This window comes from Pseudomonas sp. CM25 (assembly GCF_013179705.1).
In the GTDB taxonomy this organism is placed as follows: domain Bacteria; phylum Pseudomonadota; class Gammaproteobacteria; order Pseudomonadales; family Pseudomonadaceae; genus Aquipseudomonas.
Genome location: NZ_JABMCW010000123.1, coordinates 1 through 14,905 on the forward strand (window position 1 = coordinate 1; position 14,905 = coordinate 14,905).

Here is a 14,905-nt window from a genome sequence, read left to right on the forward strand (position 1 = left end):
GATCCGCTTCCTGTTCGTCAGGCCAGCATTTTGCCTCGGGCTTCCTTCAGATTCGCAGTCGCCCGCGACACCCTTGCCTCCGGCTAACACTTCCCCTTGCCGGGTGTGTAGAGGACTTTCACCTCCAGGTCACCCGCTCGGCCACCACAGCCAAGCAGGTTGCGCTTACGCGCAACGCGCCATGCCTGGCGCACAACAAAAAGCCCCGACAAGTCGGGGCTCTTGGTCAATCAGCCATCAGGCTCAGCGCTTGGCAGTTTCGCCAACCACCGCAGCTTCCTGCTTGTCGGCCATCAGCGAGGCGTAGTACTTCTCGCCCTTGGCCGCATCGTACATGCCTTCCCAACGGGAAATGACCAGTGCCGCCAGGGCGTTGCCGATCACGTTCAGCGCAGTACGCGCCATGTCCATGATGCGGTCGACACCGGCGATGAAGGCCAGGCCTTCCAGCGGGATGCCAACGCTGCCCAGAGTAGCCAGCAGCACCACGAACGATACACCCGGCACGCCAGCGATGCCCTTGGAGGTGACCATCAGGGTCAGCACCAGCAGCAGCTGCTGGCTCCACGACAGGTCGATACCGTACAGCTGGGCAATGAAGATGGCCGCGATGCTCTGGTACAGGGTCGAGCCGTCGAGGTTGAAGGAGTAGCCGGTCGGTACCACGAACGAGCAGATCGACTTCGGCGCGCCGTACTTTTCCATCTTCTCGATCACACGCGGCAGCACGGTTTCCGAGCTGGAAGTGGAGTAGGCCAGGATCAGCTCATCTTTCATGATGCGCATGATCTTGATCACCGAGAAGCCGAACAGGCGGGCGACCAGGCCCAGCACCATGAAGGCGAAGAAGGCGATGGCGAAATACACCAGCAGCACCAGCTTGGCCAGCGGCAGCAGCGAGCTGAAACCGAAGTTGGCCACGGTCACGGCGATCAGGGCGAACACGCCGATCGGGGCGTAGTTCATGATCATGTGAGTGACCTTGAACATGGTTTCCGAAACGGCCTGGAAGGTACGCACCAGCGGGTCGCGCAGCTCTGCCTGCAAGCTCGAAAGGCCCAGGCCGAACATCACCGAGAAGAAGATGATCGGCAGCATTTCGCCACGCATCAGCGCTGCGAAGATGTTCGACGGGATCAGGTTGAGCAGGGTTTCGATGAATGCGTGCTCATGCTGCACTTCGGCCGCAGTCGCCTGGTACTTGGAGATGTCCACGGTACCCAAGGTGCTCATGTCGATGCCGGCGCCCGGGTGGAACAGGTTGGCCAGCACCAGGCCCACAACGATGGCGATGGTGGTCACCACTTCGAAGTAGAGGATGGTCTTAAGGCCGATGCTGCCGAGTTTCTTCGCATCGCCAACCCCGGCGATGCCCACGATCAGAGACGAAATCACGATCGGGACGACGATCATCTTGATCAGGCGAATGAAGATGTCACCGGCGGGCTGGAGGACGTTACTGATCCACCAGGCCTTTTCCGCACTGAAGTGGTTCAGCAGCGCGCCGATTGCAACGCCAAGCACCAGACCGATAACGATCTGCCAGGCGAGGCTCAGTTTTGCCTTCTTCATGTCTTTACCCTTTGTTCTAGTGGTCATGGCACCGATGGAAAGGCGCGTAACAGAGCCGTTGGCCAGGTCACGGGCAGCAGATGCATCCATCCGGCGACTTCATGTAAGGACACCGCAGGCGAGCGACAGGGCGCTCAGGCCAGCGAAAAAGGCGGCAACTATTGCGATGGCAAGGGGGGAAATCTAATGCCGGAAACGCATGACCCATGCCCATAATGCATAACGTTTTCGACCAACTCGATAGGTTCGCAAGTGCTTGATTTATAACGTTCGGAATCCCGAACAAGACCAAACCGCCATATTTCGGCAGATTTGACTGTAGGAAAAGGAGACAGAAGATGGCTTGTTCGACAATCCGAATGGCCGAAATGTCACTTGTACAAGCATCAGGGGATTTGAAAAAAAGTTGATGTACGGTCAAGACAAAATGTGTCTCGGAGGAAAAAACGCGCAAGGGAAGCGGCGTTTCGATATGGCTCCTCGGAAGTCAGGTCTGGCCAGGTGCCCCTATGACACCGCCGACCTGATACTTCCGATTCCGCCTTTCCTGACCCGGCCCATTGCTGGAGGCACTCCCTGTACCCCTAGGCCACTCCGATCCGGTAACAATCAGAACAGCCCGGCCCCTTGGTCATGTGCTGCCCCTCCTCGGGGCGGCGCATCATAGAAGGCTGAAATATAGAAAGGTTCAGCTTCTATTACGTGACAGTGCGTAACCTTTCGTCCGTACCGCCTGAAAAAGCTCAGTACCAGTTCGGGTCACGCTTGAGCTGCTCCTGCAGCATTGCCTTCATGCCGTCGTCCGGCTCGCCCAGCCACCGGTATTGCGCATGGCGGGTAGGCGACTTGTCGCTCGGCAACCCCTCGGGTACTTCGACGAGCATGCCGTAGGCATCTTCCTTGTCCCAGCTGAACGCCACGATCAGCCGCTTATAGGTACATTTTTCCTGAGCCTCGCACAGCGGGCCAACCAGGTATTTGTCGCCGTCCTCCGTAACGGCAGACATCTGTTGCTCGGCACTGCCGGTCAGGTTGACCACCCAGTCGGGCAGGCGTTCCTCGCCTTTGATCGCGTCCTGCCAGGCTTGCCGGTACTCAGGGTCCGACCCCAACAACTGGTCGGCCCGGACCTGGCCGTCATTGGCCGCCATCGCCGCTGCACTGCCACCCAGAAGCAGGGCGGCAGCCAGGGCAGTCGGGAGCATCCTGCTCATTTTCAACCTCGACCGCGTCCGAAGAAGAAGGAAGCTACGAACAGGACCAGGAAGACGATGAACAGAATCTTCGCAATACCTGTGGCAGCGCCGGCGATACCACCGAAGCCCAGAACGGCAGCGACAATGGCGATGATGAGGAAAGTGATAGCCCAGCTCAGCATGGTGTTTCTCCTTTCTTTTTCAAAACAGTCCGGCTCAGAACACCCAACGGTCCTGAGGCACGACATGTTCCAGAGTGGCCGGCGACGCGGCGTGGGTATCAGAAGGCAACGGCTCGGCTGCCTTGACGAAATTGTTTGTACGGGTCGACTGAATTTGCGCCAGCAGGGCGGTCTGCGCCGCTACCTGATCCGCAAGCCGTGCAGTCTGCAAGCTGTAATAAAACAGCCCGGCTGCCAAGGTCAGCAGCAGCGCCATGCCGAGTGTCAGCATCTGGCGCAGGGGCAGTGCGGCGACTTGCGAACGGTTGACGGATTGGCGATTCATGCCGGCTCCTCCTGCTGTAATTTTTGTTCAAACCTGAACAGGTAATTGCAGCCTGCATGCCAGCCTGCCGAATAAAATAAAATCCTTAAAAATCAATAGCTTATATAAGCGGCGTAGTGCACCTGAGGACGTATCCTGCACGATGGCACCCAAGCGCTCGTGCGAATTGCACGATCAGCCCTCGACCTTGGATGCTATTTTGAGCATGTCGGCATCCACCCCGCGCACGCCGATGATCTGGCGGGCGATCTCCTGGGCGATGGTCTTCTGCTCTGCACTGACGACTTCACCCGACAGCCGCACCATGCCTTCTTCACTGGCTACCTTGAGGTTCAGGCCATCCAGATTGCGACTGAAGCGGTAGCTGTTCTGGATCTTGTCGACGATCCAGCTATCACTGGGTTGCGGCCCGGTTGGCGCCCCGACCGGGGTTTCCCTGGCCTTGGCCATGGCAGCTGTATCAAGGCTGACAAGGTTGTTGACCAGGTGCACTCCATCGGTGGTCCGTGCCACCACACCCGCCAGTTCCTTGGCCTCGACACTGTCGACCCTGCCGCGAAGCGTCACCACGCCTTCACTGCTCTGGACTTCTATAGGCGCTTTCTCAGTGGTACGGCTCCACAACAGCCGTGCACGAATCACTGCTGCCAGGGTGGCATCCTCCAGGCGCTGGGCGTAGGCACGCAGCTCCAGCGGGCGCTCCACCAACTGGGCATTGACCTGCAGCTGGTTATCCACCTGCTCGATGCCCCGGGTGGCCAAGGCAACATGTTCGGCCAGTTGGCGTTCGACGTCGTTTTCTACCTCGCCGACAAGCCGCGCCTGTTTGCCCTCCACTTCGACCTTGATGCGGAACGGGTTGAGCATGCGGTTTAACGAAAGGGCGGTTTGCAGCGCGCCTTCAAGGCGGGCGTCTTGCACCGGGTCGGCAAACGCCGGGTTGATCAAGGGCAGCAAAACAGCAGCCACAACGGCTGTACGAAAGGAAGTGGACATGGCGAAGCCTCCTTTTTGTAGGCAAAAGCTGAAAATCGTCGCAACCAATGTGCCACCGCATGTCTCTAAGCAAATCATCGGAATATCGCGGCGTTCCGCCGTTATTTGGCCATTGGCTAGCATGCAAAGGACAGAATCCTTCAGAATTGACCATGCAACTTGCCCGATTTTTCCCACACTAATTGAAGATCTACCCTAAGGAGCGCAGGAAAATGGAATCAGCCCAGGACAACCAAGGCCGCATTCTGCTGGTGGATGACGAGTCCGCGATCCTGCGCACCTTCCGCTATTGCCTCGAGGACGAGGGCTACAGCGTGGCGACGGCAAACAGCGCGACTCAGGCCGAATCCTTGCTGCAGCGTCAGGTGTTCGACCTGTGTTTCCTCGATTTACGCCTGGGGGAAGACAACGGCCTCGACGTGTTGGCACAAATGCGTATTCAGGCGCCTTGGATGCGGGTGGTAATTGTCACCGCGCACTCGGCCATCGACACGGCCGTCGACGCCATCCAGGCCGGCGCCGCCGATTACCTGGTCAAGCCCTGCAGCCCGGACCAGTTGCGCCTGGCCACCGCCAAGCAGCTGGAAGTGCGTCAGCTTTCGGCGCGCCTGGAAGCCCTGGAAGGCGAAGTGCGCAAACCCAAGGACGGCCTCGACTCGCACAGCCCGGCGATGATGGCGGTGCTGGAAACCGCCCGCCAGGTCGCCACCACCGACGCCAACATCCTCATCCTGGGCGAGTCGGGTACCGGTAAGGGCGAGTTGGCCCGGGCCATCCACGGCTGGAGCAAGCGCGCGCGCAAAGCCTGTGTGACCATCAACTGCCCGTCGCTGAACGCCGAACTGATGGAAAGCGAGCTGTTCGGCCACACCCGCGGGGCCTTCACCGGCGCCAGCGAAAGCACCCTGGGGCGGGTCAACCAGGCTGACGGTGGCACACTGTTCCTCGACGAGATCGGCGATTTCCCGCTGACCCTGCAGCCGAAACTGCTGCGCTTCATCCAGGACAAGGAATACGAGCGTGTGGGTGACCCGGTCACCCGCCGCGCCGATGTACGTATTCTGGCCGCGACCAACCTCAACCTCGAAGAGATGGTGCGCGAAAGCCGCTTCCGCGAAGACCTGCTGTATCGCCTCAACGTCATCACCCTGCACCTGCCGCCCCTGCGCGAGCGCAGTGAAGACATCCTCACCCTGGCTGACCGCTTCCTCGCCCGCTTCGTCAAGGAATACTCCCGACCGGCCCGGGGTTTCAGCGATGAAGCCCGTGCGGCCCTGCTCAATTACCGCTGGCCCGGCAACATTCGCGAACTGCGCAACGTGGTGGAGCGGGCGAGCATCATCTGCCCGCAGGAGCGTGTCGAAATCAGCCACCTGGGCATGGGCGAGCAACCTGCCGGCAACGCCCCGCGGGTGGGCGCCGCGCTAAGCCTGGATGAGCTGGAGCGCGCCCATATCGGCGCCGTGCTGGCCGCCAGCGACACGCTGGACCAGGCCGCCAAGACCTTGGGCATCGATGCCTCAACGCTGTACCGCAAGCGCAAGCAGTACAACCTGTGAAGTGGCCACCCATGAAGCTGCGCACGCGGCTGTTCCTGAGCATCTCGGCGCTGGTCACGGTGGCCCTGCTCGGGCTGCTGCTGGGCCTGGTCAGCGTGCTGCAGATGGCCACGGTGCAGCAACAACTGGTGCGCGAGACCACCCACGCCCTGGAAGTGGGGCTCAAGTTGCGCCAGAACCTGGGCGAGCAGCTTACCCTGATTCTCGACGAAGGCACCGCCCCGGAAAACCTGCGGCTGCTGCAGGAAAACTTCCAGGGCTTGCTCAACCAAGGGTTGGAACAAGGCGGCGAGCGCACCGGTTTCAGCAAGGCCAGCAGCCACTACCAGACCTTTCTCCAGGCTTACCGGGACAGCCCCGCGCCGGCTCGCAGCATGGCCGCCGATCAACCGCTTGGGGCCGCGTTCAACCAGGTTCGTACCGACCTGATCGATTCCCACAAACAGGCCCTGGACCTCATCACTCGCAACGAGGAAAACAGCCGTGATCAGGCCCTGCTGGTCAGCGGTGTGCTCGGCCTGATGGGCCTGGTGGTGCTGGTACTGGGTTTTATCACTGCGCACAACATCGCCCGGCGCTTCGGCCAGCCGATCGAAGCCTTGGCCAAAGCCGCCGACCAGCTGGGCAAAGGCAATTTCGACGTCACCCTGCCGGTCACCCAGGCGTCCGAACTGAACCAGCTGACCCGCCGCTTCGGCCTCATGGCAGATGCCTTGCGCAAGCACCAGGCCACCAATGTCGATGAACTGCTGGCCGGCCAGCAGCGCCTGCAGGCCGTGCTCGACAGCATCGACGATGGCTTGCTGATCATCGACCGCCAGGGCCGCCTGGAGCACCTCAACCCGGTAGCCCATCGCCAACTGGGCTGGAATGACAGCCGGGTTGGCAGCAGCCTGGCCGAAGCCCTGCAGCGACCAGAGCTGGAACACCAGCTGCGCCAGGTGCTGCGCGGCGGCAGCCTGGACCGTGCGCCAGACGACCTGAGCATCGAGGTCGACGAGGAAACGCGCCTGCTCACCTATAGCCTGACCCCGGTCAGCCACCCGCAAGGCCCGATCCTTGGCGCGGTGATGGTGCTGCATGACGTAACCGAACAGCGCGCGTTCGAGCGCGTGCGCAGCGAATTCGTACTGCGTGCCTCACACGAGCTTCGCACCCCGGTCACCGGTATGCACATGGCCTTCGGCCTGTTGCGCGAGCGGGTCAAGTTTCCCGCCGAAGCGCGGGAAAACGACCTGCTGGAAACCATCGGCGAGGAAATGCAACGCCTGACCCAGCTGATCAACGACCTGCTCAACTTCAGCCGCTACCAGAGCGGGCTGCAGAAGCTCGAGCTGGCGCCTTGTGCCATCGACGAGTTGCTGGAGCGCGCGCAGCTGCGCTTTGACCAGCAGGCGGCGCACAAGCAGATCGAGTTGATCAATGCCCTGGAGCCGCCGCTGCCGCGCATCCAGGCCGACGTTGCGCAACTGGACCGGGTACTGGACAACCTGTTGCACAATGCCATCCGCCATACCGCCAACGGCGGGCGCATTCGCCTGCATGCCCGGCGCCATGCGGAGCGGGTGATCATCAGCGTGGAAGACAATGGCGAAGGCATTGCCTATGGACAGCAGGGGCGCATTTTCGAACCCTTCGTGCAGGTAGGCCGCAAGAAGGGTGGCGCGGGGCTGGGGCTGGCGTTGTGCAAGGAGATCGTGCAGTTGCACGGCGGGCGCATGGGCGTGTTTTCCCGGCCAGGGCAGGGCACGCAGTTCTATATGGCACTGCCGGTATGAGTTTCTCCTGTGCCGGCCTCATCGCCGGCAAGCCAGCTCCCACAGGGATAGCGCCGCACTTGGCAGCTGTGCGGTACCTGTAGGAAATTCCATGGGCTTTGGCAAGTTGCATCAGGGCTGACAGGTGCTTGCCGCTAGGTGTGCAGGGCCTGTGAGCCCAGATGCGATCCCTGTGGGAGCTGACTCAATGCTCGACCCGCCGCGGCAGCTGCCCGCGGGTCACCAGCTCGGCGAATTGCCGGGCGTTCAATGGCCGGGCAAACAGCCAGCCCTGGCCATAGTTGACCCCTTCGCTGTTCAGCAGCACCGCCTGGTCCTCGCACTCGATGCCTTCGGCAATCACCCGCAGGTGCAGGTCATGGGCCATGCGGATGATATGCGGGGCGACACCGCTGCTGGCGGCATCATGCCCTAGCGCATCGATGAACGCCTTGTCGATCTTCAGGCAGTCCACCGGCAGGGTTTGCAGGTATGCCAGGCTGCAATAGCCAGTACCGAAATCATCGATCAGCACCTGGTGCCCAACGGAACGCAGCGCCTGCAGGTTATCGCGGGCGACCACCACGTCGATCAGGCCGCGCTCGGTCACTTCGAAGGCAATCTGGGTTGCCGATACCCGGTGAAGCGCCAACAGGCGCGCCGCCACCCGGCCAATCCGCGGCACCATCACATCGCACGCCGCCAGGTTTACCGAGATGTACAACTTGGGGTGCGAGCGCAGCAGCTGCCCCAGCTGCTCGAGCACGCGCTGCAGCACAAAGTCGGTGATCTGCCGAATCTGCCCGGTGTTTTCAGCCAGCGGGATGAACAGGTCCGGGCTGGTCAGGGTGCCGTCCGGGCGGCGCCAGCGCACCAGTGCTTCGGCCCCCACGCAGCGCCGGCTGTCGAGCTCGAAAATCGGCTGATACAGCACCTGCAGTTCTCCACGACGCAAGGCGTGCTGCAGTTCCGAGCTCATCGAGCGCCGTTGCAGGATCAACTGCAACACCAGCCAGCCAATGCAACAGGCCGCGAGCACGCTACCGGGGAACAGCAGCCAGAGCATGCCGTTCATTCTCAGCGGCAGGCTTGCCCGCGGCGCAATCAGTACCAGCTGGTAATCCGGTGACTTGGTGGGCATGCGGTAGATCAGTCGATCGCTGAGTTCGAGCAGCGACTTGTCGCTGTTGGACCAGGCCGAGGGCGGCGGCCACACCTGTGGCGGGCCCAGCACGGGGATGGCGCGCGCGCCGTTGTCCAGCACCACTACCAGGCTGCCGCCCGGTGGCAGGTCCACCACATCGGTCAGGTGCCCACGGGATGTGGAAACCAGAAATTTGCCCCGACCCAGCATCAGTGCCGCCAGGTTCTCGTTCGGTTCGGTGGTGGTATTAAGCCAGTAGCTGTATGTCGGGCCCTGGATATCGGGGGCCCGCAGCGGCACGAACGCGCGCTCGTCACCCCGGTTGGAGCAGGCCACATCGCCATCTACATAGGCGGCTTCATAGATGAAGCGAGAACTCAGGCCGACTTGCTGCAAAGCCGTCAGCATTGCCGGGCTGCAGCCCCGCAAGGGCTGCGCCTGCAAAACATCCACGCCTTCGCGCAACTGGCCGAACACCTGCTCGAGGCGATCGAGAAACCGCTCGCCCTGGGCATTCATCTGTTCGCTTTCACTTTGCTTCATCTGTTGCAAGGCAATGCCGATGCTGGCAGACAGCAACAGAGCGGCGCTGGCCAATGCTGCCAAGGTGGCCAGCATCCAGGGGCGGTAGAAAATTTGGCGCAGCAAGGTGATGAGTGCTGACATCAAAGGCATCCAGTTGATTACTAAGGTATAGCAACTGAATCAATAATCACCCTCACCGTTTAGCGCCTCGCTTGGGCTGCTGCCGGCTCAACGCATCCGGTTGAGCACCTGCAACATCGCAGCGGTCTGGGCGTCAGGCATGCCGTCGAAGCGTTGTGGGCGGAAACGCATCTGGAACGCTGCAAGCGTATGGCGGGTGGCCACATCCAGCACCCCAGTCTGCTCGATGGCGTAGCCAAACCGGCGCAGCTCCTGCTGGTACCAGCCAATGCCTGGTGGGTTGACGCTGAAGTAAGCCTGCTGGCGTGCCACGGCATTGGCGTCCGGCCAGACACCCAGCCCGGCATCTGCCAAACGCTTCCAAGGGAACAACGGGCCTGGGTCCAGCTTGCGCGACGGAGCAATGTCGCTGTGGCCGATGATGTGCCGTGGTTCGATGTTGTTGCGCTTGACGATGTCCTTGAGCAGCGCGATCAGCGACTGCACCTGGGCCTCGCTGTAAGGGTGCCAGACCCGACCACTCGGCGTTTCGGTGAACCCCGGGTTGACGATCTCGATACCGATCGACGAGGAGTTCAGCCAGGTGCGCCCCTGCCATTGGCTATCACCGGCATGCCAGGCGCGGCGGCTTTCATCCACCAGTTGGTAGACCGTCGCCGGACCATCGCCGATCAGGTAATGGCTACTGACCTCACCCTGGGTAAGCAAGGCGAGGGAGCGCTCCAGCGAGGCATTGGTGTAATGCAGGACAACGAACTGGATGCGGTTGTCGTGGTTGGCGGAAGGGTGGCTGCGGTCTATCCGCAGGCCCGTGGAGCAACCTGCTACAAACAGCAGCAGCAAGGAAATCAGGGTTTTTTTCAGCGTGGAAAACACGTCGGTGGCCTCAGCGTATGAGCGCTACAGTATAACGTGCTGGCCGAGGGCGCGCTTGCCACGGGCCAGCCGCTTTGGGTCAACCCTGCTCGACGCGATTGCGCCCCTGCTCCTTGGCCCGGTACAACGCCGCATCGGCGCGTTTCAGCACCTGATCGCCGCGCTCGCCCGAACGGAACGCAGCCAGCCCGATGGAGGTGGTGATCACCACCCGTTCGCCCTTGAAGTGGAACGGGCATGCCTCGACGGCTGCGCGCAGCACCTCGGCCATCTGGGCGGCGGCGGCTGGCGGCGTCTGTGGCAGCAGCAGGACAAACTCCTCGCCGCCAAAGCGGGCGATGAAGTCACGGCCGCGCAAGCGCTTGCGCAGTTGGTCGGCGACAATCTTCAACACCTTGTCCCCGGCCAGGTGCCCGTAGCTGTCGTTGATGCGCTTGAAATGGTCAAGATCGAGGATCGCCATCGCCAGATGGCCGCCGTTTTCCTGCCATTCGAGCATTTCGCGTTCAACTCGTTCGCTCCAGGCCGCACGGTTAGGCAAGCCGGTAAGCGGGTCGAGCAAGGCTTTCTGGCGCTGCTCCTCGAGGTGCTCACGGTAGCCCAGCGCTTCTTGCTCCATGTTCGCCACCCGCTCCGACAACCCATGCAGGCGCCCCGCCAGTTCCAGCTCGCGGCGGTCACGTTCGTGCTTGTGCTCGTCCATGGTCACCAACAGGCCTTCCAGGCGGTTTTCCAGAATGTGCTTCAGGCTGTCCACGTCGGCGGCACCCTGCACGCTGCTCTGCAGGCCGTCGACGTGCTCACGCAGCTGCGTATCCAGCTCACGCGCAGCGCTACTGTTGTCAGCGTGGCCGGCGCTGGCCTCTTGCAGATGGCTCTGAAAACCCTCAAGGCGTTCGTTGATCTGCTGCAGGTAGGTTTCGAATTCGTGCTGGCCGCTGTCGTTGATTGCCAGCAGCAGCACTGCCAGGTCATCCAGTACCGGAATCAGCTCATACCAGTTCAAACCGCGGGCGACCCGCTCGCGCATTTCCAGGGCCTGGGCCTTGTGCCGCTCGGGCAAGCTGAGGTCGTCAAGCAGGCCGATCAAAGTCTGCTCGATGTGCGCGGCAACCTGACTGTACGGCGGCTCCACCGCGTAGGGCAGGGCGTAGGGCCCGTCTTCACCGAAGGTTTCTTCGAGGGTTGATAGAGGCTCTGCCGAAGGTTCGTCGTCGGCGCCAATCTGTAGCGCTGGCACTTCTGCCTGTGACGGCTGCGACTGCGAGGCTGACGGCATCTCCACCGACTCGATCAATGCCGGGCCTGCTGGCTCCAGCTCGGGGTCGCGGGTAACGACCAGCGCTTCTGCGGGGGCTGAGGGGGCGGGCAGTGGCTGAAGCACATCGACGTCTTCGGGCTGCAATACCCCGATATTGGCTGGTGTGGCCTGGGGATGTGTGTCGGCAGCAGCCGGCACCACCGTTGCCAGTTCTGCCTCACCTTGGCCGTCGTCCTCGCGGCTGCCGAACAAGCGCTGCAAAAAACCAGGCCGGGCTTCCTCCTCCGGCTTGCCGAGGGCGGACAACGCGCGACCCTGCAAGCCGCTCAATTCGCCCAGCAACGGCGGCAGGTCGCGTGACTGGGCAACCCCGCCGTCGAGCTTCTTCGCCAGCTTTTTCAGGGGCCGGGAGATATCGTTGGGCAGCGGCAGGCCTTGCAGCTGGCCCACCAGTGCGGTCAACGCATCGCCGACCTGGTGCATGCGGTTTTCCCGGCGCTGTTCAGAGTCCAGCACGGCTTTTTCAAGGCGCGGGATCAACCCGGCGAGGCCGGCGTCCATGTTGTCGCTGCGGATGACCTCGCGCATTTCCTTCATGCACTCGTCCACCACCTTGTCACTGCCTTCGGCAGCCAGGGTGCTGCGCACCAGGCCGCGACGCAGCAGGTCGAGACGGGCGTCCCAGCGGCGCTCCAGCTTTTCCTGCTGCTCGATGCTCTTGAGGTATTTCTCTTTCCAGCGCTCAGCGTCTTCAGTCATGCCCGGGTCCGCAAACGGTGATGGCAATTAGCTCAAAACCGGCAGCGTATCCACAGTCAATGCATCAGGCAATCGAATCTCGACGGCAACGGGAAGGTGGTCTGAAATTGGCTGCGCCAACACCTCGACACGCTCCAGCGTGAGGCTTGGGCTGAGCAGGATATGGTCCAGGCAACGCTGTGGTCGCCAACTCGGGAAGGTGGCTTCGACCTGAGGCGCGATCAGGCCCAGGTCGCGCAGCGGCGAGTGCTGCAGCAGGTCGGTGGCATGGGTATTCATGTCGCCCATCAGCACCTGATGGCGGTAGCCGCCGATCAGCTCACGAATGTAGCCCAGCTGCAGGGCGCGGGTCTTGGCGCCCAGTGCCAGGTGCATCATCACTACGATCAGCGCATCTTCGCCCTCGCCAAACCGCACCAGGATCGCACCGCGGCCAGCCGGGCCCGGCAACGGGTGGTCTTCGAGCAGTTGCGGCTTCAGGCGGCTGAGCACGCCATTGCTGTGCTGGGCGAAACGGCCGAGGTTACGGTTGAGCTGCTGATACCAATAGGGGAAGGCGCCCAGATGAGCCAGGTGTTCGACCTGGTTGATGTAGCCCGACCGCATGCTGCCGCCGTCGGCCTCCTGCAAGGCCACCAGATCGAAGTCACCCAGCAACTTGCCGATCTTCTGCAGGTTGCCGGCCCGCCCGGTATGCGGCAGCAGGTGCTGCCAGCTGCGGGTCAGGTAGTGCCGGTAGCGCTCGGTGCTGATGCCCACCTGGATGTTGAAGCTAAGCAGCCGCAGGCGACCATCCTCGGGCAGGCCCGAGGCCTGCAGGTGATGCTCGTTGACCTGCGGCTGGTGCAGGCCAATGCCACGCGTGGTTCTGAAGCGGGGCATGGGTTACGCCGCCTACTTGGCGGCGCGCTCCTTGTCGATCAGCTGGTCGGCGACGTTCAGCACGCCTTCCGGCCCGCCAGCAGTGCCCAGGTCGAAACGGTACTTGCCGTTGACCACCATGGCTGGCACACCAGTAATTTCGTATTTTTTCGCCAGCTCTTTGGCCTTCTGTACCTGGCCCTTGATGGCGAACGAATCGAAGGTCGCGAGGAACTTGTCCTTGTCCACGCCTTGGGTTGCGAGGAAATCGGCCATGTCATTCTTGTCGGTCAGACGCTTGTGCTGGTTCTGGATGGCGTCGAACACCGCCGCGTGCACCTTCTGCTCGACGCCCATGGCCTCGAGGGTCAGGAACATCTGGCCGTGAGCGTCCCAAGGGCCGCCGAACATGGCAGGAATACGCTTGAAATTGACGTCGGCCGGAAGCTTATCGGCCCATGGATTGATGGTCGGCTCGAAATGGTAGCAATGAGGGCAGCCATACCAGAACAGCTCGACCACTTCGATCTTGCCAGGCACGGACACCGGAACAGGGTTGCTCAGCTCGATATATTCCTTGCCAGCCGTGGCAGGCTCGGCTGCCTGGACGGCAGCCATACCGAATACGCTGGCAGCGACCAGCGCAGCGCTGAGAATCAGTTTACGCATGCTTTACTCCTGAGCAGTCATGGGTCACCTCGACGCGACCTGAATTGAGACAGGCCGGGAAGGGCTCGAGTTCTGTAGTGTACCGGCAGCGGACGGAAAAAAGGGCAGCCCGGCCACCCTTTCATCATTGGCCTACAACATTAACTGAAAGTTAATGCAGTGCCCTTGACGGCCCTATCGCCGGCAAGCCGGCTCCCACAGGGATGGCGCAGGGCTTGAGGGCGGCGCGGTCCATGTGGGCGCTGGCTTGCCGGCGATAGGGCCATCACAGGCGGTCGAAAGCCTCAGTGCAGGCCCTGGATGTAGCTGGCCAACGCTTCGATATCATGGTTGCTCAGCTTGCCGGCGATGGTCCGCATGGTCATCGCATCGCCATCGTTGGTGCGCACACCCTCGCGGAACTCGGTCAACTGTTTGCTCACGTACTGGGAGTGCTGCCCGCCCAGGTGCGGGAAGCCAGCCAAGGCGATACCCGCGCCGTTCGGCGAGTGGCAGCCGGTGCAGGCAGGCATGCCTTTCTCCAGGTCGCCACCGTTGAACAGCGCACGGCCACGTTCCACCAGCTTGGGATCGGCGGCACCCACGCTGCCTTTCTGGCTGGAGAAATAGGCGGCGATGTCGGCCAGGTCCTGATCGCTGAACGCGGCCAGCATCCCGGTCATTTCCAGCACGGTACGCTTGCCGGACTTGATATCGTGCAGTTGTTTTTCAAGGTAGCGCTCGCCCTGCCCAGCCAGTTTCGGGAAGTTCGGTGCCAGGCTGTTGCCGTCGGGGTTGTGGCAGGCGCCACAGACGGCCGTCTTGGCCTGGCCGGCGGCGGCATCGCCTTTGACAGTTTGCGCAGCAGTGGCCGCACCCGCGACCCCCAGGGTCAACAGCAGACTCACGACTAGTTTGTTCATCAGCTAATCCAACACGGCTAAGGGTGAAATGTTATGTATCGGGACTGCCGCTCATCCAAAGGATGACCAAACGGTAGTCCTCGGCACTGCAGTCCATGCACAATCCACGCGGCGGCATAGCCTTGAAACCCTGATTCACATGCGCCATGAGTACCTCCATGCCTTGCGCCAGCCTTGGCT

13 protein-coding genes and 1 pseudogene are annotated in these 14,905 nt (G+C 61.9%); 2 read left to right on the forward strand and 12 right to left on the reverse strand.

Annotation, left to right across the window (positions count from 1 at the left end; all coding sequences use genetic code 11):
• Positions 1 to 243 precede the first annotated feature (243 nt).
• From gltP to HP546_RS14725, 5 genes are all read right to left on the reverse strand, one after another.
• Positions 244 to 1,572: a glutamate/aspartate:proton symporter GltP gene (gene gltP, locus HP546_RS14705; protein ID WP_172226574.1), complete on the reverse strand. Its 1,329-nt coding sequence runs from the start codon at positions 1,570 to 1,572 to the stop codon at positions 244 to 246.
• A 743-nt stretch (positions 1,573 to 2,315) separates the two neighbouring features.
• Positions 2,316 to 2,786 carry an inhibitor of vertebrate lysozyme family protein gene (locus tag HP546_RS14710; RefSeq protein WP_172226577.1) on the reverse strand — a complete coding sequence of 157 codons (471 nt, stop codon included), beginning with the start codon at positions 2,784 to 2,786 and terminating at the stop codon, positions 2,316 to 2,318.
• 2 nt (positions 2,787 to 2,788) lie between these two features.
• Positions 2,789 to 2,950, reverse strand: coding sequence for a DUF1328 domain-containing protein (locus HP546_RS14715; protein WP_003252966.1), 162 nt, complete (start codon positions 2,948 to 2,950; stop codon positions 2,789 to 2,791).
• Between the two features lie 34 nt (positions 2,951 to 2,984).
• Complete coding sequence (locus tag HP546_RS14720; RefSeq protein ID WP_172226580.1) at positions 2,985 to 3,275, reverse strand: hypothetical protein; 291 nt, start codon at positions 3,273 to 3,275, stop codon at positions 2,985 to 2,987.
• A gap of 174 nt (positions 3,276 to 3,449) precedes the next feature.
• Positions 3,450 to 4,271 carry a BON domain-containing protein gene (locus HP546_RS14725; protein ID WP_172226583.1) on the reverse strand — a complete coding sequence of 274 codons (822 nt, stop codon included), beginning with the start codon at positions 4,269 to 4,271 and terminating at the stop codon, positions 3,450 to 3,452.
• Positions 4,272 to 4,483: 212 nt separating this feature from the next.
• On the opposite strand from HP546_RS14725, the gene algB reads away from it, so the two are divergent.
• A complete protein-coding gene (gene algB, locus HP546_RS14730) occupies positions 4,484 to 5,830 on the forward strand; it encodes a sigma-54-dependent response regulator transcription factor AlgB (protein ID WP_172226586.1) in 1,347 nt (448 codons plus the stop codon).
• 11 nt (positions 5,831 to 5,841) lie between these two features.
• Complete coding sequence (locus HP546_RS14735; protein WP_172226589.1) at positions 5,842 to 7,608, forward strand: KinB sensor domain-containing domain; 1,767 nt, start codon at positions 5,842 to 5,844, stop codon at positions 7,606 to 7,608.
• Between the two features lie 184 nt (positions 7,609 to 7,792).
• Here HP546_RS14735 and HP546_RS14740 read toward each other — a convergent pair whose 3' ends face one another.
• From HP546_RS14740 to HP546_RS14770, 7 genes and pseudogenes are all read right to left on the reverse strand, one after another.
• The gene (locus HP546_RS14740; RefSeq protein ID WP_172226592.1) at positions 7,793 to 9,397 is read right to left on the reverse strand and encodes an EAL domain-containing protein; all 1,605 of its coding nucleotides are present in this window, start codon (positions 9,395 to 9,397) and stop codon (positions 7,793 to 7,795) included.
• A gap of 87 nt (positions 9,398 to 9,484) precedes the next feature.
• Complete coding sequence (locus HP546_RS14745; RefSeq protein ID WP_172226595.1) at positions 9,485 to 10,273, reverse strand: N-acetylmuramoyl-L-alanine amidase; 789 nt, start codon at positions 10,271 to 10,273, stop codon at positions 9,485 to 9,487.
• A 79-nt stretch (positions 10,274 to 10,352) separates the two neighbouring features.
• The gene (locus tag HP546_RS14750; protein WP_172226605.1) at positions 10,353 to 12,293 is read right to left on the reverse strand and encodes a GGDEF domain-containing protein; all 1,941 of its coding nucleotides are present in this window, start codon (positions 12,291 to 12,293) and stop codon (positions 10,353 to 10,355) included.
• 27 nt (positions 12,294 to 12,320) lie between these two features.
• A pseudogene (locus HP546_RS14755) lies at positions 12,321 to 13,153 on the reverse strand (endonuclease/exonuclease/phosphatase family protein).
• Between the two features lie 34 nt (positions 13,154 to 13,187).
• Entirely contained in the window at positions 13,188 to 13,823 is a 636-nt protein-coding gene (gene dsbA / locus HP546_RS14760; RefSeq protein ID WP_172226611.1) for a thiol:disulfide interchange protein DsbA, read from the reverse strand.
• Positions 13,824 to 14,107: 284 nt separating this feature from the next.
• Positions 14,108 to 14,725, reverse strand: coding sequence for a cytochrome c (locus HP546_RS14765; RefSeq protein ID WP_172226614.1), 618 nt, complete (start codon positions 14,723 to 14,725; stop codon positions 14,108 to 14,110).
• A 31-nt stretch (positions 14,726 to 14,756) separates the two neighbouring features.
• Positions 14,757 to 14,905 (reverse strand): cytochrome c5 family protein (locus HP546_RS14770; RefSeq protein WP_372242435.1); only part of this gene is annotated, 149 nt, incomplete at its 5' end.